19 protein-coding genes are annotated in these 20,467 nt (G+C 71.5%); 15 read left to right on the forward strand and 4 right to left on the reverse strand.

What is annotated here, in order from left to right:
• Positions 1-41 precede the first annotated feature (41 nt).
• Together ABD249_RS14400 and ABD249_RS14405 are read right to left on the reverse strand one after the other, a co-directional pair.
• On the reverse strand, positions 42-959 hold the full coding sequence (locus tag ABD249_RS14400; RefSeq protein ID WP_344344738.1) for an ABC transporter ATP-binding protein: 918 nt from the start codon (positions 957-959) through the stop codon (positions 42-44).
• A gap of 18 nt (positions 960-977) precedes the next feature.
• Entirely contained in the window at positions 978-1,715 is a 738-nt protein-coding gene (locus ABD249_RS14405) for an SDR family NAD(P)-dependent oxidoreductase (RefSeq protein ID WP_344344739.1), read from the reverse strand.
• A 217-nt stretch (positions 1,716-1,932) separates the two neighbouring features.
• Between ABD249_RS14405 and ABD249_RS14410 the strand changes: the two genes are divergently transcribed.
• The 11 genes from ABD249_RS14410 (at position 1,933) to ABD249_RS14460 (ending at position 14,323) form a co-directional block, all read left to right on the forward strand.
• Complete coding sequence (locus tag ABD249_RS14410; protein ID WP_344344740.1) at positions 1,933-2,814, forward strand: DUF6282 family protein; 882 nt, start codon at positions 1,933-1,935, stop codon at positions 2,812-2,814.
• A 76-nt stretch (positions 2,815-2,890) separates the two neighbouring features.
• Entirely contained in the window at positions 2,891-5,137 is a 2,247-nt protein-coding gene (locus ABD249_RS14415) for a LuxR C-terminal-related transcriptional regulator (RefSeq protein WP_344344741.1), read from the forward strand.
• A gap of 53 nt (positions 5,138-5,190) precedes the next feature.
• Entirely contained in the window at positions 5,191-5,760 is a 570-nt protein-coding gene (locus tag ABD249_RS14420) for a carboxymuconolactone decarboxylase family protein (protein WP_344344742.1), read from the forward strand.
• A 367-nt stretch (positions 5,761-6,127) separates the two neighbouring features.
• Positions 6,128-6,352: a glutaredoxin-like protein NrdH gene (nrdH, locus tag ABD249_RS14425; RefSeq protein ID WP_344344743.1), complete on the forward strand. Its 225-nt coding sequence runs from the start codon at positions 6,128-6,130 to the stop codon at positions 6,350-6,352.
• A 20-nt stretch (positions 6,353-6,372) separates the two neighbouring features.
• The gene (gene nrdI / locus ABD249_RS14430) at positions 6,373-6,792 is read left to right on the forward strand and encodes a class Ib ribonucleoside-diphosphate reductase assembly flavoprotein NrdI (protein WP_344344744.1); all 420 of its coding nucleotides are present in this window, start codon (positions 6,373-6,375) and stop codon (positions 6,790-6,792) included.
• A 38-nt stretch (positions 6,793-6,830) separates the two neighbouring features.
• Complete coding sequence (gene nrdE, locus ABD249_RS14435) at positions 6,831-8,936, forward strand: class 1b ribonucleoside-diphosphate reductase subunit alpha (protein ID WP_344345126.1); 2,106 nt, start codon at positions 6,831-6,833, stop codon at positions 8,934-8,936.
• Between the two features lie 37 nt (positions 8,937-8,973).
• On the forward strand, positions 8,974-10,092 hold the full coding sequence (nrdF, locus tag ABD249_RS14440; RefSeq protein ID WP_344344745.1) for a class 1b ribonucleoside-diphosphate reductase subunit beta: 1,119 nt from the start codon (positions 8,974-8,976) through the stop codon (positions 10,090-10,092).
• A 743-nt stretch (positions 10,093-10,835) separates the two neighbouring features.
• Entirely contained in the window at positions 10,836-12,263 is a 1,428-nt protein-coding gene (locus ABD249_RS14445) for an APC family permease (RefSeq protein ID WP_344344746.1), read from the forward strand.
• A 23-nt stretch (positions 12,264-12,286) separates the two neighbouring features.
• Complete coding sequence (locus ABD249_RS14450; RefSeq protein WP_344344747.1) at positions 12,287-12,691, forward strand: TIGR03618 family F420-dependent PPOX class oxidoreductase; 405 nt, start codon at positions 12,287-12,289, stop codon at positions 12,689-12,691.
• Positions 12,692-12,701: 10 nt separating this feature from the next.
• A complete protein-coding gene (locus tag ABD249_RS14455; RefSeq protein WP_344344748.1) occupies positions 12,702-13,832 on the forward strand; it encodes a glycerate kinase in 1,131 nt (376 codons plus the stop codon).
• Between the two features lie 98 nt (positions 13,833-13,930).
• Complete coding sequence (locus ABD249_RS14460) at positions 13,931-14,323, forward strand: pyridoxamine 5'-phosphate oxidase family protein (RefSeq protein ID WP_344344749.1); 393 nt, start codon at positions 13,931-13,933, stop codon at positions 14,321-14,323.
• Between the two features lie 157 nt (positions 14,324-14,480).
• Here ABD249_RS14460 and ABD249_RS14465 read toward each other — a convergent pair whose 3' ends face one another.
• Both ABD249_RS14465 and ABD249_RS14470 read right to left on the reverse strand, forming a co-directional pair.
• Positions 14,481-14,771, reverse strand: a complete 291-nt coding sequence (locus ABD249_RS14465) for a hypothetical protein (RefSeq protein WP_344344750.1) — start codon at positions 14,769-14,771, stop codon at positions 14,481-14,483.
• A gap of 548 nt (positions 14,772-15,319) precedes the next feature.
• Positions 15,320-17,401: a transketolase family protein gene (locus ABD249_RS14470; protein ID WP_344344751.1), complete on the reverse strand. Its 2,082-nt coding sequence runs from the start codon at positions 17,399-17,401 to the stop codon at positions 15,320-15,322.
• 74 nt (positions 17,402-17,475) lie between these two features.
• Between ABD249_RS14470 and ABD249_RS14475 the strand changes: the two genes are divergently transcribed.
• The 4 genes from ABD249_RS14475 to ABD249_RS14490 form a co-directional block, all read left to right on the forward strand.
• Positions 17,476-18,642 carry an ROK family transcriptional regulator gene (locus ABD249_RS14475; protein WP_344344752.1) on the forward strand — a complete coding sequence of 389 codons (1,167 nt, stop codon included), beginning with the start codon at positions 17,476-17,478 and terminating at the stop codon, positions 18,640-18,642.
• 449 nt (positions 18,643-19,091) lie between these two features.
• Positions 19,092-19,547, forward strand: a complete 456-nt coding sequence (locus tag ABD249_RS14480; RefSeq protein ID WP_344344753.1) for a PTS sugar transporter subunit IIA — start codon at positions 19,092-19,094, stop codon at positions 19,545-19,547.
• Between the two features lie 71 nt (positions 19,548-19,618).
• On the forward strand, positions 19,619-19,894 hold the full coding sequence (locus ABD249_RS14485) for a PTS sugar transporter subunit IIB (protein ID WP_344344754.1): 276 nt from the start codon (positions 19,619-19,621) through the stop codon (positions 19,892-19,894).
• A 38-nt stretch (positions 19,895-19,932) separates the two neighbouring features.
• On the forward strand, positions 19,933-20,467 hold a 535-nt coding region (locus tag ABD249_RS14490), incomplete at its 3' end, for a PTS transporter subunit IIC (protein WP_344344755.1).

Genomic DNA, 20,467 nt, shown 5'->3' on the forward strand with positions numbered 1-20,467 from the left:
CGTCCTCGTCGTCGGTCGTGCTCTGCGCATCGTGCGAGTGCTCATCGGAGTGCCTCTCCATCGAGGTGGGGTGCTGCGTCGGCGGGTGCCGACGCGGACGTCGTGCTCGGGCCGGACCCGTCGGACCGACCGCCGTGCTGGATGAGCCGCGCGACCTGGCTGCGCAGGCTCACGAACGCTGGCAGCTCCTTCGTGCCGATCTGGTCGCGAGGCGACGGCAGCGGCACGTGCAGCTCCGCCGCCACGGTCGACGGCGGTCGAGAGAGGACGATGACGCGATCGGCGAGGTAGACGCTCTCGTCGACGTCGTGCGTGACGAACAGGATCGTCACGTCCGTGCGTTCCTGGATGCCGAGCACGAGGTCCTCGAGCCCAGCGCGGGTCTGCGCGTCGACGGACGCGAACGGCTCGTCCATGAGGAGCAGGCTCGGCCGGTAGGCGAGCGCACGCGCGATGGCGACGCGCTGCTGCATCCCGCCGGAGAGCTGCCACGGATAGCGGTGCTCGTGCCCGGTGAGGCCGACGGCGTCGATGCTCTCCTGGACGATGCCGGCACGCTCCGCCGCGCCGCGTCGACCACCACCGCCGCCGCCGAGCGAGAAGGCGACGTTCCTGGCGACCGTGAGCCACGGCAGCAGCGATCGCGAGTAGTCCTGGAAGACCATGGCCATGCCCGGTGGCACCGCGTCCACGACCCGCCCGGACAGGCGCACGGTGCCCTCCGTGGGGCGCATGAGCCCGGCGAGGACGCGCAGCAGCGTGGTCTTGCCCGCGCCCGAGGGGCCGACGATCGAGACGAGCTCGCCGGCCTCTACGGCGAACGACAGCTCGTCGATCGCGCGGTGGGCCGTCGCGCCGGTGCCGTACACGTGGCCGACGCGGTCGACGACGAGCAGCGGCTCGCCGACGCGTCGGGCGGATCCCGTCGTGGACGGGGTGGATGCGCTCGCGGTCGTCATGATGCTCGTCACGGCGCGTCAGCGCGCCGTGACCCCGCCGTCGATCGACAGGATGGCGCCGCTCGTCGCGGGCGACTCCGCGATCCACACGATCGCGTCCGCGACCTCCTCCGCGGTCGAGATGCGACCGAGCGGGCTGGCCGCGCGCACCTCCTCCGGCGTCGGTCCCTCGACGGAGCCCGCAGCGATCGCCTTGGCGACGAAGGACGTGTCGATGGGGCCCGGCGCGACGGCGTTGACGCGGATGCCGAGGGGGCCGTGCTCCACCGCGCTCTGCCGGGTGAGCTGCACGATCGCTCCCTTCGTGATCGAGTACGCGGCCTGGCCGGGCGTGCCCTTGAGGCCGGAGGACGAGGCGACGTTGACGATCGCCCCCTGCACGTCGGCCAGCGCGGGGATCGCCGCCCGAGTCATGAGGAAGGAGCCGACGACGTTGACCGCCAGCAGCCGTCGCAGGTCGTCGAGCGTCGTGTCGGCGAGCATCTTCCGGAGGAACAGCGCGGCGTCGTTGACGAGCACGTCGAGTCGGCCGAAGCGCTCGAGGCAGAGCCGCACGGCCTCGTCGGCGGTCGCCTCGAGCGCGACGTCCGCCTCGAGCAGCACGAGGCGCTCGTCGTCGGCCCACTCCGGCGGTGCTGCCGCCAGGTCGACGCAGACCACGCGATAGCCCCGCGCGAGCATGCGCTCCACGACGGCTCTGCCGACGCCTCCCGTGGCGCCGGTGACGATGGCGGCGCGTGCCCTCGGTTCGCTCATGCGCGGTCCCTTCGATGGGTCGACGTCCGACTCTGGACGTGCGGTTCCCATCACACGGGCACGCGCGGTGCGGCCGATAGCGTGGCACCACCCCATTCGGCACGTGCATCGCTCGCCGGATGGGGGAAACCACCTCACTCGCCCCGCGCCACCGTCGCGTCGCCGAGAGCCCGCATAGCGTGTCGGCATCCCATCCCAGCGAGAGGACTGCTCGACGATGAGCGCCATCGACGCACTGCTCCACGGAGCGATCGACCTGCACACGCACTCGGGGCCATCGCCCATGCCCCGACGCCTCACGCACGTGGAGGCTGCGAGGCAGGCCGACGAGGCCGGCTTCCGGGCGATCCTCGTGAAGTGCCACTACCACTCGACCGTCACGGACGTGCTGGCGATGGCGCCCGAGCTGGCAGGGATCCGCACGCAGGTGCTCGGTGGCCTCGCGCTGAACAGCGTCGCCGGCGGGCTCAACGTGCACGCCGTCGACCTGGCGCTTCGCATGGGTGGCCGACTCGTGTGGTTCCCGACGATCTCGTCGGCCGCGCATCTCGCGCATGCCCGCGAGCACGAGCGCACGAAGGCGCACTTCCAGCCGTTGGGCATGCGAGCGCAGGACGAGGTGCGGGTGACGGACGACCATGGCGAGGTGCTGCCGGTCGCGCAGGAGATCATCGCGATGACGCGCGACGCGGGTGCGATCACGAGCACCGGGCACCTGGGCGCCGAGGAGGCGACGGCGATCGTCGAGGCCGCGCACGCGGCCGGCCAGCGCCGCGTGCTCGTGAGCCATCCGAACTACATCGCCGGCATCGACCACGACCTGGCGAGGCACCTCGCGTCGCTCGGCGCGGTCTTCGAGCACGAGATCGGCATGTACCACTCCGGCACCCTCTTCGGGCTCGACGTGCTGCTCGACTGGATCCGCGAGGTGGGGCCCGAGCACACGATCATCGGCTCCGACCTCGGGCAGGAGGGCAACCCGCTGCCCATCGAGGGCTATCGGCGGCTGCTCCCCCGGCTGCTGGACTCCGGGGTGACGGAGCGCGACGTGCGTCGCATGATCGGCGGCAACCAGGCGGTGCTCCTGGGGCTCGACTGAGCGGCTCCGCCTATTGTTCGCCATACGCGCGCTATGCTCGCATCACGAACATTAGGCCCGTGAAGGAGCGTGCGCGATGGAGCGCGAGACCCTGGTCGCGGCGACACCGGTCGCCGAGGACGCCACGACCTTCGTCGGGCGGGGCCCGGAGCTCGCGCTCGCGCGTCGCGTGCTCGGCACGAGCCGCCTGCTCACGATCACCGGACCGATCGGCGTCGGCAAGAGCCGATTCGCGGCACGACTGGTCGAGCAGCTCGGCCGCGGACACCGGGATGGGGTCCGGCGGCTCGAGCCGCGTCGCACGCTCGACGCACGCGTGCGGGTGGAGCCCTCGCCATCGGTGGCCGACTCCTTCTCGGGCATCCTGCTCCTCGATGCCGCGGACGACCACGACGACGCTCGAGCGCTGGTCGAGCGTCTCCTGCACGAGGTCCCGGGCGCCTGCCTCGTCGTCACGAGCACTCGAGTGCTCGGGGCGGCCGGCGAGCACGTGCTCGAGCTGCCGGCACTGCGCTATCCCCCGCGCGGGCGCGCCTCCGTGCGATCGACGCTCGAGTGGGATGCGCCACGCCTGCTGGTCGACCGCATCGTCGCGCTGCAGCCCGGCTTCGCGCCGACGCCGGCGACGATCACCCTGCTGCGCGACATCTGCGCCGAGTGCGACGGCCTGCCCGCCTCGATCGAGCTCGCCGCGGCCGCCACCCGCTTCCTCCCCCTCGAGTCCGTTCGTGACGGCCTGCGCTCCGCCGACTCGCTCGCCGACCTCCTCCCGGCCGCAAGGTCGGTCATCGCGCGAGCCGAGTCGCTCGTGGCGGCGAGCGACGATCTCGAGCGCCGCCTCCTGTCGGTGGCGTGGATGCTGCGCGAGCCGCTCACCCTGGAATGCCTGCCGACGCTCGTCGACGACGACGCGGCGCCGTCGACGCGCACCGCGACGGTCGCTGCGTTCTGCGACCTCGTCGACCGTTCCATCCTCATGCGCGACCCCGACGTCGACGGCGCGTTCCGGGCGGTGCGCGCCGTCGCCCGGGCCGCGCATGCGCGCGCCGACCTCGACGAGCACGACCTCCGACGACGGATCGACGCCCACGTGGTGGCCGCTGCGCGCGCGTTCGCGGCAGCCGCCGGCGACGCGGCCGAGCCGGCTGCCGCACGACACCTCCTGCAGCACCGTCGCGGGCTCGAGGCGTTGCTGGAACGCCAGGTCGACGACCCGGCGCTCGCCGCGCAGGCGATCGATCTCATCGTGGCCCTGCGGAGGCAGTGGACCGCGCTCGGCCTGGTGCCGCAGGCACGGGCGTGGCTCGAGCGCGCCATCGCGAGCAGGCCGCTGCGCGACGCATCGGCCGCCGAGGCGCTGCGCTGCGCGGCGTTCCTCTCGGTGCTGTGCGGCGACGCCTCGCACGCCGCAGAGCTGTCGGCCCGCAGCACCCGGTACGCGGTGCGCGACGGCGAGGCGCTCCGCGCCGACACGGACGCGATGCCGGCCGAGTTCCTGGAGGCCCTCGTGCACGCGGGACGGCTCGACCTCGAGCAGGCGGAGTGCATGCTGGAGGGGGTCGTCGAGCGCACCCGTCGGAGCCCCCGCACCGCGCTGCTCGCCGAGCAGCGCTACTTCCTCACGCTCGTCCGCGTGATGCGCGGCGACCACGATGGCGCGGACCGCGAGGTCCGCGCATCGGTGGCCTGGATGCGGGCGCGCGGCAACCGCTGGGGCATCGCCCACTCGCTCGTCCTGCTGTCCATCTCGCTCATGGCTCGTGGGCTCGACGAGCGCGCGAGCGAGACCGCCCGCGAGGCGCTGCTCATGATGGACGCCATGGGCGATCGCGCCGGGGTGCCGACGACGCTCCGGCTGCTCGCGGTCCTCGCGAGCAGGGCCGGCGACGCGGAGCGTGCGGCGGTGCTGCTGGCCGGCGCGAGCCGGATGGACAGCACACGCACGCTCGCGCGCGATGCGTTCGGCGACGGCGTCGAGGGCCGCGTGCGTCGCGCCCTCGGACCACGGCCGTTCGCGAGGCTCGCGTCGCACGGCCGACGACTCGGCCGGAGCGAGCTCGTGCGCATCGGGTCGACCGCGGCCGGTCTCGAGCAGCGCGCGGGCACCGACGTGCTCACCCGCCGTGAGCGCGAGGTCGCCGAGCTGCTCGTCGAAGGCCTGAGCAACGCGCAGATCGCCGCGCGACTCGTGCTCTCGACGCGCACCGTGGAGGGCCACATCCAGCGCACCCTCCACAAGCTCGAGTTCCGCTCGCGCTCCCAGATCGCGGTGTGGATGACGACATCGAGGCTCGACCACGAGCTCGCGGGGCTCGCGAGCTGACGGCTCGGACCGCGGCCATCCCGACCCCTCCGCCGCACCCAGATCGGACGCGCATGCCTCGCTATCGGCCACCGCACCCCTCCGAGTACTCCGACGCCCAGCGCGAGCTCGCCCGACGCTGGACGGTCGATCGGCCTGCGGCGTCGCGAGCGGTCTTCCCGCTCGCCACCGACGACGGCGAGCTGCTCGGTCCGCCGTCGATCTGGATCGCCTCGCCGGCGATCGGATCGGCCCTCGCGAGCCTGGGCGCCCAGATGCGCTGGGGCATCGCCCTGTCGGAGCGGGCACGCGAGGCGGCGATCCTCGCCGTGGCGTACGCGCACGACAGCGCGTTCGAGATCTTCGCGCACGAGCGCGCCGGCCGCAGCGTGGGCTGGACGGATGCCGATCTCGCAGCGATCCGCGCCGGCGGCGCACCGGACGACGCCGACGAGGAGGTGCGATCGGCGCTCGACGTGGCCAGGCTGCTCCTCGCGCATCGGAGCCTCGATGCGGGCGCGTTCGCGGGTGCGGAGGCGGTGCTCGGCGTCGAGCACCTCATGCAGCTCGTCGCGCTGGTGACCTACTACGAGATGGTCGCCGTGCAGCTCGCGGCGTTCGCGGTGCTGCCGCCGGCGCCCTGACCCTCGCGGCGATCCCTGCTCCCGGGGCACCGCGTCGCCATCCGGGCCGGCCCGGACGTGTCGGTGGTCGGGCGCAGCCTGGTCCCGATCGCACGGACGCCATCCGCGCATCGAATGACACGGTTGTAAGCATCCGTCGGCGTGTCGCGAAACGACTGTCCACAGGTGTGGAGAACCGAGTCCACAGGCAACTTCCGCGCCAGTGCTGGGCAGGAATCGGAAGCCGTGGAGAAGCGTTGTACAGATTGTGGAGAAACGCCGCATCTAGTGCCCGACGAATGTCGGTGGCCCTACATATAGTGGGCACTCCCGGCTTCGGCCGAGCATCCCGAATCATCTGAAGTCGCCCGCGAGAGAGCAGGACCCCATGGCTGTGACCGTCTACTCGAAGCCCGCCTGCGTGCAGTGCACCGCCACGAAGCGCGCGCTCGACGCCCAGGGCGTCGACTACGAGATCTTCGACGTGTCCGTCGACGACAAGGCCCTCCAGACGGTCAAGGACCTCGGCTACATGCAGGCGCCCGTCGTCATCGCCGGTGCCGACCACTGGTCGGGCTTCCGCCCCGACAAGATCCAGGCGCTCTCCGCCTGAGCATCGACAGCGACCCCACCATGCTCCTCGAGGCGCCGACCGTGGCACCCGAGATCGTCTACTTCTCGTCGGTCTCGGGCAACACCGCACGGTTCGTGTCGAGGCTCGGCAGGCCGGCGTCGCGCATCCCGCTCCACGCGAGCGAGCCCGCCCTCCACGTCGAGCGTCCGTACGTGCTCGTCACGCCCACGTACGGCGAGCACGGCAGGGGCTCCGTGCCGAAGCAGGTCATCCGCTTCCTGAACGACGAGGGCAACCGATCCCTCCTCCGCGGCGTCGTCGCCGGCGGCAACACGAACTTCGGGGCCGACTTCTGCATCGCGGGCGACATCATCGCCGCGAAGTGCGACGTGCCCTACCTGCATCGATTCGAGGTCTTCGGGACTCCCGACGACGTCAGCATCCTCAACCAACGATTGGACGACCTGTGGCAACTGTGACCACCGAGCAGTCCGCAGCGGGCACGCACTCGCCGCAGATGGACTACCACTCGCTCAACGCGATGCTCAACCTCTACGGTCCGAACGGCGAGATCCAGTTCGACAAGGACCGCGAGGCTGCGAACCAGTACTTCCTCCAGCACGTCAACCAGAACACGGTCTTCTTCCACTCGCTGAAGGAGAAGCTCGACTACCTGGTCGAGAACGAGTACTACGAGGGCGAGGTGCTCGAGCAGTACTCGTTCGAGTTCATCAAGTCGCTCATGAAGCGCGCCTACGGCTACAAGTTCCGCTTCCCGACGTTCCTCGGCGCGTTCAAGTACTACACGTCGTACACGCTGAAGACGTTCGACGGGAACCGCTACCTCGAGCGCTACGAGGACCGCGTCGTCAACGTCTCCCTCGCCCTCGCGGCCGGCGACGAGCGACTGGCCGAGGCGCTCGTCGACGAGATCGCGACGGGCCGCTTCCAGCCCGCGACCCCGACGTTCCTCAACGCCGGCAAGAAGCAGCGCGGCGAGCTCGTCTCGTGCTTCCTGCTGCGCATCGAGGACAACATGGAGTCGATCGGTCGCTCGATCAACTCCGCGCTGCAGCTGTCGAAGCGCGGCGGCGGCGTGGCGTTCAACCTCACGAACATCCGCGAGTACGGCGCCCCGATCAAGCAGATCCAGAACCAGTCGTCCGGGATCATCCCCGTGATGAAGCTCTTCGAGGACAGCTTCTCCTACGCGAACCAGCTCGGTGCCCGTCAGGGTGCCGGAGCGGTGTACCTGCAGGCGCACCACCCCGACATCATGCGATTCCTCGACACGAAGCGCGAGAACGCCGACGAGAAGATCCGCATCAAGACGCTCTCGCTGGGCGTCGTCGTGCCGGACATCACGTTCGAGCTCGCGAAGAAGGACGAGGACATGTACCTGTTCTCGCCGTACGACGTCGAGCGCGTCTACGGCGTGCCCTTCGCCGACATCTCGGTGACGGAGAAGTACCACGAGATGGTCGACGACTCGCGCATCACGAAGAAGAAGATCCGCGCCCGCGACTTCTTCCAGACGCTCGCCGAGATCCAGTTCGAGTCGGGCTACCCGTACATCATGTTCGAGGACACGGTGAACCGGGCCAACCCGATCGACGGCCGCATCAACATGTCGAACCTGTGCAGCGAGATCCTGCAGGTGAACACGCCGTCGCAGTACGTCGAGGACCTCGGCTACGAGTCGATCGGCAAGGACATCTCCTGCAACCTCGGCTCGCTGAACATCGCCCTCGCGATGGACTCGCCGAACTTCGGCCAGACCATCGAGACGTCGATCCGCGCCCTGACGGCGGTGTCCGACCAGTCGAACATCGACTCGGTGCCGTCGATCGCCCGCGGCAACGACATGAGCCACGCCATCGGCCTCGGCCAGATGAACCTGCACGGCTACCTCGGCCGCGAGCGCATCTTCTACGGCTCGGACGAGGGCGTCGACTTCACGAACATCTACTTCTACACGGTGCTGTTCCACGCCCTGCGGGCGTCGAACCTCATCGCGCAGGAGAAGGGCCAGGTCTTCGACGGCTTCGAGCGGTCGACGTACGCCTCGGGCGAGTTCTTCGACAAGTACACCGACCAGGCGTGGGTGCCGGCGACGCAGCGCGTCGAGCAGCTCTTCACCGAGGCCGGCGTGCACGTCCCGACGCAGGACGACTGGCGAGGGCTGAAGGCGCTCATCCAGGAGCACGGCATCTACAACCAGAACCTGCAGGCCGTCCCGCCCACCGGCTCGATCTCGTACATCAACAACTCGACGTCGTCGATCCACCCGATCGCGGCGAAGATCGAGATCCGCAAGGAAGGCAAGATCGGTCGCGTCTACTACCCGGCGCCGTTCATGACGAACGACAACCTGGAGTACTTCCAGGACGCGTACGAGATCGGCCCCGAGAAGATCATCGACACCTACGCCGCGGCGACGCAGCACGTCGACCAGGGCCTGTCGCTCACGCTGTTCTTCAAGGACACCGCGACGACGCGCGACATCAACAAGGCCCAGATCTACGCATGGCGCAAGGGCATCAAGACCGTCTACTACATCCGTCTCCGCCAGCTCGCGCTGGAGGGCACCGAGGTGGAGGGTTGCGTCTCCTGCATGCTCTAGGGCTGCAGCGACGCGACGAGAGATCGAGGATGAGGACATGACCGACACCCAGCACAGCACCGGCGCCGCCGGCGCGTTCGACGAGATCGTCGACGCTCCGATCGACGAGACGCGCGAGCAGATCGCGGCGGAGCGCGAGGCGACGAGCGAGACGCTCGCCGCCGGCACGCAGACCGAGTCGCAGAAGCGCCAGCACCGGCACAACCACCTCGTGCAGGCCATCAACTGGAACCGCATCCAGGACGACAAGGACCTCGAGGTCTGGAACCGTCTGGTGAACAACTTCTGGCTGCCCGAGAAGGTGCCGCTGTCGAACGACGTCCAGTCGTGGGGCACGCTGACGCCGGCCGAGCAGCAGCTCACGATGCGCGTCTTCACGGGCCTCACGCTGCTCGACACCATCCAGGGCACCGTCGGCGCGGTCTCGCTCATCCCCGATGCGATCACCCCGCACGAGGAGGCCGTCTACACGAACATCGCGTTCATGGAGTCGGTGCACGCGAAGTCGTACTCGTCCATCTTCTCGACGCTCGCGTCGACGAAGGAGATCGACGACGCCTTCCGCTGGTCGACGGAGAACCCGTACCTGCAGCGCAAGGCCGAGATCATCGTCGACTACTACGAGGGCGACGACCCGCTGAAGCGCAAGATCGCCTCGACGCTGCTCGAGTCGTTCCTGTTCTACTCGGGCTTCTACCTGCCCATGTACTGGTCGAGCCACGCGAAGCTCACGAACACGGCCGACATGATCCGCCTCATCATCCGCGACGAGGCCGTGCACGGGTACTACATCGGCTACAAGTTCCAGCAGGGCTTCGCCAAGCTGAGCGAGGCCGAGCAGGTCGAGCTGAAGGACTACGCGTACACGCTGCTCTACGAGCTGTACGAGAACGAGGCGAAGTACACCGCCGAGCTCTACGACGGCGTCGGCCTCACCGAGGACGTCAAGAAGTTCCTGCACTACAACGCGAACAAGGCGCTCATGAACCTCGGGTTCGAGCCCCTGTTCCCGTCGACCGTGACAGACGTGAACCCGGCGATCCTCTCGGCCCTGTCGCCGAACGCCGACGAGAACCACGACTTCTTCTCAGGCTCCGGCTCGTCGTACGTCATCGGCAAGGCCGTCGCCACCGAGGACGACGACTGGGACTTCTGATCCCCGCCTGACCCGGTCGCACCTCCCGGCGACCGACGCAGCGCCCCGGCCCGCATCGCGCGGGCCGGGGCGCTTCGTCGTGCGCCCTTCGAGGCTCGCTGCGCTCGGCACCTCAGGGAGCGGATGCGGCGCCCCCGCTCGTTCAGGAGTGACCGAGCACAGCGAGCCCCCGCCTCCGCTCCCTGAGGAGCGACCGAGGACAGCGAGCCCGCCCCCGCTCCCCAAGGAGCGCGCAAGCGCAGCGAGCCCGCCCCCGCTCCCTGAGGAGCGCGCGAGCGCAGCGAGCCCGCCCCCGCTCCCTCAGGAGCGCACAAGCGCAGCGAGCCCCGCCCCCGCTCCCCAAGGAGCGCGCGAGCGCAGCGAGCCCCGCCCCCGCTCCCCAAGGAGCGCGCGAGCGCAGCGAGCCCCGCCCCCGCTCCCTCAGGAGCGCGCGAGCGCAGCGAGCCCCGCCCCCGCTCCCTGAGGAGCGCGCGAGCGCAGCGAGCCCGCCCCCGCTCCCTCAGGAGCGCACGAGCGCAGCGAGCCCCGCCCCCGCTCCCTCAGGAGCGCGCGAGCGCAGCGAGCCCGCCCCCGCTCCCTCAGGAGCGCGCGAGCGCAGCGAGCCCCGCCCCCGCTCCCTGAGGAGCGCGCGAGCGGAGCGAACCCCACCCCCGCTCCCTGAGGAGCGCGCGAGCGCAGCGAGCCCGCGTCTCGAAGGGCACCGCATCTAGACCGACGCGCCATCCGTGGCGCACACTGTCGCCATGACCGTCGACGCAGACGCCACCGCCTCCACCGACCAGCCCGAGCTGAAGCGGGTGATGGGGCCGAAGCTGCTGCTCCTGTTCGTCGTCGGCGACATCCTCGGCACCGGCATCTACGCGCTCACCGGCCAGGTGGCCGCCGAGGTGGGTGGCGCGGCGTGGGTGCCGTTCCTCATCGCGTTCGCCGTCGCCACGATCACGGCGTGCTCGTACCTCGAGCTCGTGACGAAGTATCCGCAGGCCGCGGGTGCCGCGCTCTACGCGCACAAGGCGTTCGGCATCCACTTCGTCACGTTCCTCGTGCTCTTCACCGTCATGTGCTCCGGCATCACGTCGGCGTCGAGCGCGTCGAGCGCGTTCGCGGCGAACTTCACGATCGGCTTCGGCCTCGAGGGCGTCTCGCCGCTGCCCATCGCGCTCGGCTTCATGATCCTGCTCGCGCTCGTGAACCTGCGCGGCGTCGCCGAGAGCGTCGGCCTCAACGTCGTGCTGACGACGATCGAGCTCTCGGGCCTGCTGCTCGTCATCTGCATCTCGATGTTCGCCGTCTTCGGCGGCACGGCCGACTTCTCGCGAGCGATCCTGTTCGACACCCCCGAGGACAAGAGCGTGCTGCTCGCCGTGAGCACCGCGACGTCGCTCGCGTTCTTCGCGATGGTCGGCTTCGAGGACAGCGTGAACATGGCGGAGGAGGTGAAGGAGCCGAACCGCATCTTCCCGCGCGTCATGCTCACGGGCCTCGGCATCACGGCGGTCGTCTACGTCGTCGTGTCGATCCTCGCCGTCGCGATCGTGCCGGTCGGCGAGCTCGCCGGCAACGCCGCACCGTTCGTGACCGTCGTCGAGACGGCCGCACCCGGCTTCCCGATCAACGCGCTCATCCCGTTCATCTCGATGTTCGCCGTCGCCAACACCGCGCTCATCAACATGATGATGGCCAGCCGCCTGCTGTACGGCATGAGCCGGCAGGGCGTGCTGCCGCCGGTGCTGAAGGGCGTGCTGCCCTCGCGTCGCACGCCGTGGGTCGCGATCCTCGTCACGACGGTCATCGCGCTCGGCCTCATCGCGTGGGTGTCCGTGAACACCGACGACCCGATCGTCGTGCTGCTCGGCGGCACGACGTCGCTGCTGCTGCTCGCCGTGTTCGGCGTCGTCAACGTCGCGGTGCTCGTGCTTCGACGCGACCCTGTGGAGCACTCGCACTTCACGACCCCGACGTTCCTGCCCATCGTCGGCGTCGTCGCCTGCATCTACCTCGTGCTGCCGTGGACCTCGGGGCGCGACCTCGCGCAGTACGGCATCGCGGGCGTGCTGCTCGTCATCGGCATCGCGCTGTGGGCCGTGACGTTCATCGACCGGCGCGTGCGCGGCTACGCGCACACTGCATCCGTGCCCGATCACACGCAGCAGCTCGACCAGATCACGTGAGCCGTCCCGAGTACCGTGGAGGCATGACGACGCTCAGCGATGACGCCCTCGAGTTCCTGCGCAAGCCGAACCCCGCGGTCATGGCGACGCTCGCGAAGGATGGCCGGCCGGTCGCCGTGGCGACCTGGTACCTGCTCGAGGACGACGGCCGCATCCTCGTGAACCTCGACGCCGAGCGGGTGCGCCTCGGGCACCTGCGCCGCGATCCGCGGTTCGCGCTCGACGTCATCGACGAGACCAACTGGTACACGCACCTGTCGCTGCAGCTCGTCGTCGAGGACATCGCCGACGACCCCGAGCTCGCCGGCATCGACTCGCTGTCGCAGCACTACGGCGGCCGCCCCTACCCCGACCGCGAGCGCGCCCGCGTCGACGTGCGCGCACGCATCGTGGGCGCCCACGGCTGGGGCGCGCAGCAGGCCGAGTAGGGCCGAGCAGGTGGGCGACGCGCTGCGGGTGCTCGTCGCGCCCGACTCGTTCAAGGGCACGCTCACGGCTGCGGAGGCCGCCGCGGCGATGGCGGCGGGCGTGGTCGACGCGCTGCCCGATGCGGACGTCGTCCAGCTGCCGTTCGCCGATGGCGGCGAGGGCACCGTGGATGCGGTGATCGCGTCGGGTGCGCAGGCTCGCGTCGACCGGGTGGGCGGGCCCCTCGGCGATCTGGTCGAGGCGCGGTGGGCGCTCTCGGGCGAGACCGCGGTCGTCGAGATGGCGGCCGCGAGCGGGCTCGGACTCGTCGACCCGACCCCGGCGACCGCGCTCGCCGCCGACACGCGCGGCACCGGCGAGCTCGTGCGCCGGGCCGTCGCGGCCGGCGCTCGCCGCGTGGTGCTCGGCATCGGCGGATCGGCGACGACCGACGGCGGGATCGGGGCGCTCCGGGCGCTCGGCGTGCGGCTGCTCGACGCCGACGGCTCCGAGGTCGTGGGCGGCGGCGGCGCGCTGGCTCGGATCCGCTCGGTCGACGCCGGTGCCGCCCGTGCTGCGCTCGAGGGGGTGGAGCTCGTGCTGTGCTCCGACGTCGCCAACCCGTTCGCCGGGCAGCGAGGTGCCGCCGCCGTGTTCGCACCGCAGAAGGGGGCCGACGCCGCGGGCGTCGCCGCGCTCGACGCGGGCCTCCGATCGTGGGCGGCGGTGCTCGACGCGACGTTCGGCAGCGACCTGGCGGCGGCGGGCTGGGGTGGATCCGGTGGCGGCATCGCGGGCGGGCTGCAGGTCGCGCTCGGCGCGCGCGCCGCGGACGGGGTCGAGCTGATCGCCGAGCTGCTCGGCCTGGATGCGGCGATCGCAACCTCCGACCTCGTGATCGTGGCGGAGGGCTCGCTCGACGCGCAGTCGCTGCTGGGCAAGGCACCCGTCGGCATCGCGCGGCACGCCGCCGCGCTCGGCGTGCCGTGCGTCGCGGTGGCGGGTCGCGTCGCGGTCGACCGTCACGCGCTCGCGGATGCGGGCATCGACGATGCGGTCGCGGCGGTCGACGTCGCGCCGTCGGTGGATGCCGCCCTCGCCGAGCCGGCACGCTGGGTGCGTGCGGCGACGGCCGTGCTCGTCGGGAGACGGGCGGGCTAGGCGGCCCCCTCCGTGGCGAGCCGGGGCCGCTCGTCGGGCGACGACTGGGTCGGACGCCACGCTCCGCGGCGAGCCGCGGGCCGGTAGCGTTCGAGGCGATGGCCGACGCATCCCCACCCTCCCTCGCCGACTTCTGGGCCGAGTACCGCCTCTGCATGCTCGCGACTCCGCGACGCGACGGCTCGATCCACCTCGTCCCGGTCGGGGCGACGTACGACGCCGAGGCCGGCCTCGTGCGCGTCATCGCCTCGGGCACGAGCACGAAGGCGAGGATGCTGCTCGCGAGGCCCGGCACCCGCGTCTCGCTGTCGCAGGTCGACGGCCGCTGGTGGACGACCGTCGAGGGCCCCGCCACCGTCTCCCGCGATCCCGAGCGCGTCGCCGAGGCCGTGCGACGCTACGCCGCGCGCTACCGCGAGCCGCGTCCGAACGCCGAGCGCATCGTCATCGAGATCGTCGTCGAGCGCACCCTGGGCAACGTCACGGCCTGACGCGCCGCGCGCTGCCCACGGCTGCGCGATCCCCGTCGCCCGCGTTGCGAGGTACGCATCTCGTCACGAGGTGCTGCGATTGGCGTACCTGCCGTCGAGGTGCGTACCTCGAGGCGCGCGGTGCGTCCCCAGCAACGCCGGCGCGGCCCGCCGCACCTCATGCGTCGCCGGGACTCTCGGGCGCTCTGAGGTGGACCCCTCGGGCTCGCCGGCGATCGAGGAGATTGAGGCCGGTGCCCACTCCGACGGTGGCGCCGGCCACCACGATGCCGACGGATGGCTCGTAGGATCTCGCAAGCTCCACGATCATCCACGCGTACAGGACGAGCAGCGCCGCCGTCGGGAGCCAGCCGGGTCGAAGGCGCACGGTCACGACGCCGAGAGCAGCACCGACTACGGCCAGGAGCAGGTGTTCGACGAGACCGCCCCACGCCGGGTCGGCGACCACGGCTAGCACCCGCGCCAGATGGCTGGGACCGGCACGACCTGGAGGAAGATGCAGGAGCTGCGACCACGGGCCACCTGCGCTTGCGCTCGCGCTTGCGACCACGGATGGGTGCCGACTATGGAGCACGCGGCCGCGACGGCGCGATCGTTCGCCGTAGACCGTGCTGCTCGTGCGTGCATGGCTGCCCCTCCTGCGATCGGGTCCTTGCATGGACCGTACGCGCGAGCGTCGAAGAGCAGACGTGATATTCCACAGCCGACGTACCCTCCGGGAGGCGAGTCCGGGCGAGCGCCTCTGCGCACGGGCACCCGATCTCGCTCGCTTCGCCGAGGCCGCGCGCCGCTCCACCGAGCGCTGCCGTCGGCCGCGTCGTTCCGTGCCGGTGGCCGCCTCGCGTCGCGGCCCGTTCACCCGACCCGAGGTGCGGCTGCTGCCCCGAGGGGCGGTTGCAACCGCACCCGGGGGCTGCAAGCGCACCTCGAGCGGGGAGGGTCGAGCACCAGCCAGGCGCGAGGGCCAGAGGGGGCGGGTCGCGGGTCAGGCGAGGGTCAGGCGGGCAGCACCTCGCGGGCCGCCGCCAGCACCGCATCCACCGTCATGCCGCGGCGCGCCATGACCTGGTCGCCCGCACCCGACTCGCCGAACTCGTCGATCGAGACCACGCGGCCGTCGAGTCCCACCCAGCGCCACCACGCGTCGCCACGGCCGGCCTCGACCGCGACGCGCGCACGCAGCGTCGGCGGCAGCACCGCGTCGCGCCACTCGGCGGGCGCAGCCTCGAACCACTCGACGCACGGCATCGACACGACCCGCACGGCGACGCCCTCGTCGGCGAGCGTGCGGGCGGCGGCGAGCGCGAGCTGCACCTCCGAGCCGGTCGCGACGATCGCGAGCGCGTCGCCCTCGCCGTGCTGCCACGCGACGTACCCGCCGTGGGCGACCGCGGCATCCAGCTCGGCTCGCTCCGGCAGGCCCGGCACGCCCTGTCGCGACAGCACGAGCGCCGTCGGACCGGTCGGCTGCGCCAGGATGCGACGCCACGCCGCGATCACCTCGGCGCCGTCGGCGGGGCGCACGACGTCGAGCCCCGGGATCGTGCGCAGCGCGGCGGTCTGCTCGACCGGCTGGTGCGTCGGCCCGTCCTCGCCGACCGCGACCGAGTCGTGCGTGTAGACGTGGATCACCGGCAGCCCCATGAGCGCCTGCAGCCGCAGCGCGGGCCGCTGGTAGTCGCTGAACGCGAGGTACGTGGATGCGTACGGTCGCCACAGCCCGTGCAGCGCGATGCCGGAGAGCATGGCCGCCATCGCGTGCTCGCGGATGCCGAAGTGCACGAAGTCGCCGCCGGGGTTCGTGGCCGACATCGCCTCGCCCGGCACCGCGACGCTCGTCGACCCCGAGAGGTCGGCCGAGCCGCCCAGCAGGCCGCCCCACGCCTGCAGCGCCTGGATGACCTTCCCGTTCGTCGCACGCGTCGCGACCGAGGCACCCTCCTCGGGCGCCGCGACCTCGTCGATCGCGCCGAGCCCGGCCTCCACCGCGAGGCTGCCGGCGAAGCCCTCGTCCGGCGCCCACGAGGCGACGCCCGAGCAGCGGCGCATCATGACGGCGCCCGGCGCCTCCTCCATCCAGCGCTCGTACGCGCTGCGCCACTCCTCGTGCAGCCTGCGTCCGCGCTCGAGCGCCGAGCGGGTCTCGGCGAGCGCATCCTCGGTCACGAGGTCGTCGAGGGTCGCGTCGGCGGCGAAGCCGAGCGCCGTCTTCACGGCGGCGACCTCCTCGTCGCCGAACCCGCCCGAGTGCGCGGCGGGCGTGCCGCCGATGCGCGTGGACGGCGCGCCGATCACCGAGCGGACGGCGACGAGCGTGGGCCGCCCCGAGCGCGTGCGCGCCTCGTCGAGGGTGCGCTCGATGCCTGCCAGGTCGCGGAAGTCGTCGACCTCGAGCACGCGCCACCCGTAGGCGGCGTATCGGGCGCGCACGTCCTCCGAGAACGCGTCGTCGGTGCCGCCGTCGATCGTGATGCGGTTGTCGTCCCAGATGAGCACGAGGTTCTCGAGCCCGAGCGTGCCGGCGAGGCTCGACGCCTCGCTCGAGACGCCCTCCTGCAGGCAGCCGTCGCCCGCGAGCACGAAGACCGTCGGGTCGAACAGGCCCGTGCCGACGCCGTGCAGCGCCTCGTCGCGGCGGGCGGCGAGCGCGATGCCGACCGCGGACGCGACGCCCTGCCCGAGCGGGCCGGTCGACATCTCGACGCCGGGCGTGTGGCCCAGCTCGGGATGCCCGGGGGTGCGGGCGTCGAGCTGGCGCGAGGCGGCGACGTCGGCGAGCGAGAGGTCGTAGCCGGTGAGGTGCAGCTGCGTGTAGAGCAGGAGGCTCGCGTGGCCGGCCGAGAGCACGAAGCGGTCGCGGCCCTCCCACATCGGGTCGGCGGGATCGTGGCGGAGGATGCGCTGGAAGAGCACGTGCGCGAGCGGCGCCATGGCCATCGCGGTGCCGGCGTGCCCGTGGCCCTTCGCCTGCACGACGTGCGCGGGGATGGCGATGGCGGCCGCGACGGCTCGCCGCTCGGCCTCGTGTCGGGCGCCGAGCACGGGGTCGGGCAGGATCGTGGTGACGTCGTCGGCCATGTGGGCTACTTTGGCATAGAAGTAGTCGTAAGTCGACGCGATCCCCCGCACGCACCGCCGCCGAGAGGAGCCCGATGCCCAAGCACCTGTCCACGGGCTCCGGCGTCGTCCTCGACCTCATCCGCAGCGGCGAGGCGACGACGCGGGCCGAGCTCGTCGAGCGCCTCGGCTGGTCGCGCGTGACGATCGGCCGCCGGCTCGACGAGCTGCTCGAGCCCGGCATCGTCGTGCGATCCGGCCAGCAGGACTCGCGCGGCGGCCGGCCCGCCGAGGAGTTCGCGGTCAAGGCCGACTCGGGCGTGCTGCTGGCCATGGACATCGGCTCGAGCCACACCAAGGTCGGCGTCACCGACCTCGTCAGCACCGTGCTCAGCGAGGACGAGGCCGACATCGGCCTGTTCGACGGGCCGGACGACATCTTCGACTGGGCGATGCAGGTCTTCGAGCACCTGCTCGTCGGCCACGGCCGCTCCATGTCGGACGTGCGGGGCATCGGCATCGGCGTCCCCGGCCCCGTCGACTCCCGCACGGGCGTGCTCGGCAGCCCGCAGCTCGATCCGCGGTGGGACGACGTCGTCATCGCCCGCTACCTCGGCTCGCTCATGCCCGACGTCGTCGTCGCCGTCGACCGCGACGTCAACATCCTCGCCGTCGGCGAGTCGCGACTCGCGTGGCAGGAGCATCGCGACCTCGTCGTCGTGAAGGCCGGCATCGGCGTCGGATGCGCGTTCGTGCTCGACGGGCAGGTGCTGCGCGGTGCCCGCGGCGGCGCCGGCCAGCTGAGCGCGCCGCTGCGGGAGCGGCTGAGCGAGCCGCTGCGCCGGCTCGAGACCGTCGCGTCGGGCGGCACGGTGCGTGACGAGCTCACGCGGGCCGGGGCGCGCATCCGCACGTCGGCCGACATCGTCGGGCTCGTGGATGCGGGCGACGAGGATGCGATCGCCGCGCTCGAGGAGATCGGCGAGGTCATCGGGTACGCGATCGCCGACGTCGTGGGCCTGCTGAACCCGTCGGCGGTCGTGATCGGCGGCAACCTCGCGGAGGCGGGCGAGCGGTTCATCGGCGCGATCCGGCGGGCGATCTTCGGCGCGAGCCACGTGTTCTCGCGGCAGGGGCTCGTCGTCGAGCGGTCGCGCCTGGGCGCGAAGGCCGGCGTGCGTGGCGCCTCGCTGCTCGCGCAGGACGCCCTCTTCGACGCCGACCGCATCAGCCGCATCACGCGCCGGCGCGCGGGCGGCTGACCGCGCTGCGGGGCGCGCGGTCGACCTGTCACGTTCAGCGCCGACCGGTCGCGTCCTGGGCCGACTGGTCACGTTCTGCGCCGACTGGTCACGTTCTGCGCCGACCGGTCGCGTCCTGCGCCGACTGGTCACCTTCCGCGGTGACTGGTCACTGTTGCACCTCCAAGTGCCGGTTCGAGGTGCAACAGCGACCAGTCGAGGTGCAACGGTGACCAGTCGAGGTGCAACGGTGACCAGTCGAGGCGCAACGGTGACCAGTCGAGGTGCAACGGTGACCAGTTGACCGAGAGATGCGGTCAGCCGGCGCAGAACGCGACCAGTCGCCCCGTCGACCCACTCCTCCGCCGCACCCGAGTTTCGTCCAATAGTGTGCAGAAGTCGGCGAATCGGGGTAGTGTCGGCCACGCCCGAGCGGGACGACCGCGACGCACGACGAAGGAGCACGCGAAGTGGACCTCGCACAGCAGCTGCCCGAGGAGGCGATCGCGACGCACGTCGTCGCCGCCGACTGGCGCGCCGCCATCCGCGCCGCAGGCGAGCGGCTCGTCGCGTCGGGCGTCACGACCGACGCCTACACGGACGAGATGATCGCCGCGGTCGACGAGCACGGTCCGTACATCGTCATCGCGCCGGGCTTCGCGCTCGCCCACTCGCGGCCGAGCCCCGCCGTGCTCCGCACCGGCATCTCCTGGGTCGCGCTCGCCGAGCCCGTCGAGTTCGGGTCCAAGGCCAACGACCCCGTGCGGCTCGTCGTCGGCCTCGCGGCCACCGACCACGACGGCCACCTCGAGGTCATGTCCGCGCTCGCGGGCATCCTCGCCGACGACGACGCCCTCCAGGCGCTGCTCGCCGCCGACTCCCCCGCCGCCGTGCGCTCGCTCCTCGGCGAGCACGCGACCGTCTGACCGCGTCCCCACACGGCGCGAACGAAGCACCCGAAGCACCCGAAGCACCCGAAGCACGAGAGAGGCACATCATGAAGATCGTCGCAGTCTGCGGCATGGGCATCGGCACCTCGGTGCTGCTCAAGATGAACGCCGAGAAGGCGCTGCGCGCGCTCGGCGTCGATGACGCCGACGTGGAGGCCGCCGACATCGGCACCGCCCGCGGCGCCGCACGCACGGCGGACGTCGTGCTCACCTCCGAGGAGCTCGCACCCGAGATCGGCGAGGTCCCCGCGACCGTCATCGTGATCGACAACTTCACGAGCGTCGCCGAGATCACCGAGAAGCTCACGCCGCACGTCGGCTGACGCCAGGACCCCACCAGACACAGCAGAAGGGAGCCGCGATGGAGTGGCTCGTCGTCATCCTCGACTTCATCGGGCAGCAGATCCTCAACGTGCCCGCGTACCTGATCGGCATCATCACCGCCGTCGGTCTCATCGCCCTGCGCCGCAACGCCGGCCAGGTCGTCGGCGGGGCGCTGAAGGCCGCGCTCGGCTTCCTCATCCTCGGCGCCGGCGCCAACGTCGTCGTCGCGTCGCTCGGGCCGCTCGGCGAGCTCATCCTCGCCGTCACCGGCGCGCAGGGCGTCATCCCGACGAACGAGGTCATCACGGCCATCGCGTCCGAGCAGTACGGCGCGACGAGCGCCTATGTGCTCGTGCTCGGCTTCCTCGTGATGCTCGTGCTCGCACGCTTCACGCCGCTGAGCTACATCTTCCTCACCGGCCACCACATGGTGTTCATGGCCCTCATGCTCACCGTGGTGCTCACGGTCGGCTTCGGCGACGACCTCGGCTGGCTCGTGGTGCTCGTCGGCGCGGTGCTGCTCGGCGTCATCATGGTCGTCATGCCGGCGTTCGCGCAGCCGTGGATGCGGA

Origin of the sequence: Agrococcus versicolor (assembly GCF_039531815.1) — a bacterium.
Classification (GTDB): domain Bacteria; phylum Actinomycetota; class Actinomycetes; order Actinomycetales; family Microbacteriaceae; genus Agrococcus; species Agrococcus versicolor.

Excerpts from the sequence above, each read along its gene's own strand:
- ABD249_RS14400 (WP_344344738.1), bottom strand. The coding sequence starts at position 959 with ATGACGACCGCGAGCGCATCCACCCCGTCCACGACGGGATCCGCCCGA.
- ABD249_RS14405 (WP_344344739.1), bottom strand. The coding sequence starts at position 1,715 with ATGAGCGAACCGAGGGCACGCGCCGCCATCGTCACCGGCGCCACGGGA.
- ABD249_RS14410 (WP_344344740.1), top strand. The coding sequence starts at position 1,933 with ATGAGCGCCATCGACGCACTGCTCCACGGAGCGATCGACCTGCACACG.
- ABD249_RS14415 (WP_344344741.1), top strand. The coding sequence starts at position 2,891 with ATGGAGCGCGAGACCCTGGTCGCGGCGACACCGGTCGCCGAGGACGCC.
- ABD249_RS14420 (WP_344344742.1), top strand. The coding sequence starts at position 5,191 with ATGCCTCGCTATCGGCCACCGCACCCCTCCGAGTACTCCGACGCCCAG.
- nrdH (WP_344344743.1), top strand. The coding sequence starts at position 6,128 with ATGGCTGTGACCGTCTACTCGAAGCCCGCCTGCGTGCAGTGCACCGCC.
- nrdI (WP_344344744.1), top strand. The coding sequence starts at position 6,373 with ATGCTCCTCGAGGCGCCGACCGTGGCACCCGAGATCGTCTACTTCTCG.
- nrdE (WP_344345126.1), top strand. The coding sequence starts at position 6,831 with ATGGACTACCACTCGCTCAACGCGATGCTCAACCTCTACGGTCCGAAC.
- nrdF (WP_344344745.1), top strand. The coding sequence starts at position 8,974 with ATGACCGACACCCAGCACAGCACCGGCGCCGCCGGCGCGTTCGACGAG.
- ABD249_RS14445 (WP_344344746.1), top strand. The coding sequence starts at position 10,836 with ATGACCGTCGACGCAGACGCCACCGCCTCCACCGACCAGCCCGAGCTG.
- ABD249_RS14450 (WP_344344747.1), top strand. The coding sequence starts at position 12,287 with ATGACGACGCTCAGCGATGACGCCCTCGAGTTCCTGCGCAAGCCGAAC.
- ABD249_RS14460 (WP_344344749.1), top strand. The coding sequence starts at position 13,931 with ATGGCCGACGCATCCCCACCCTCCCTCGCCGACTTCTGGGCCGAGTAC.
- ABD249_RS14470 (WP_344344751.1), bottom strand. The coding sequence starts at position 17,401 with ATGGCCGACGACGTCACCACGATCCTGCCCGACCCCGTGCTCGGCGCC.
- ABD249_RS14475 (WP_344344752.1), top strand. The coding sequence starts at position 17,476 with ATGCCCAAGCACCTGTCCACGGGCTCCGGCGTCGTCCTCGACCTCATC.
- ABD249_RS14485 (WP_344344754.1), top strand. The coding sequence starts at position 19,619 with ATGAAGATCGTCGCAGTCTGCGGCATGGGCATCGGCACCTCGGTGCTG.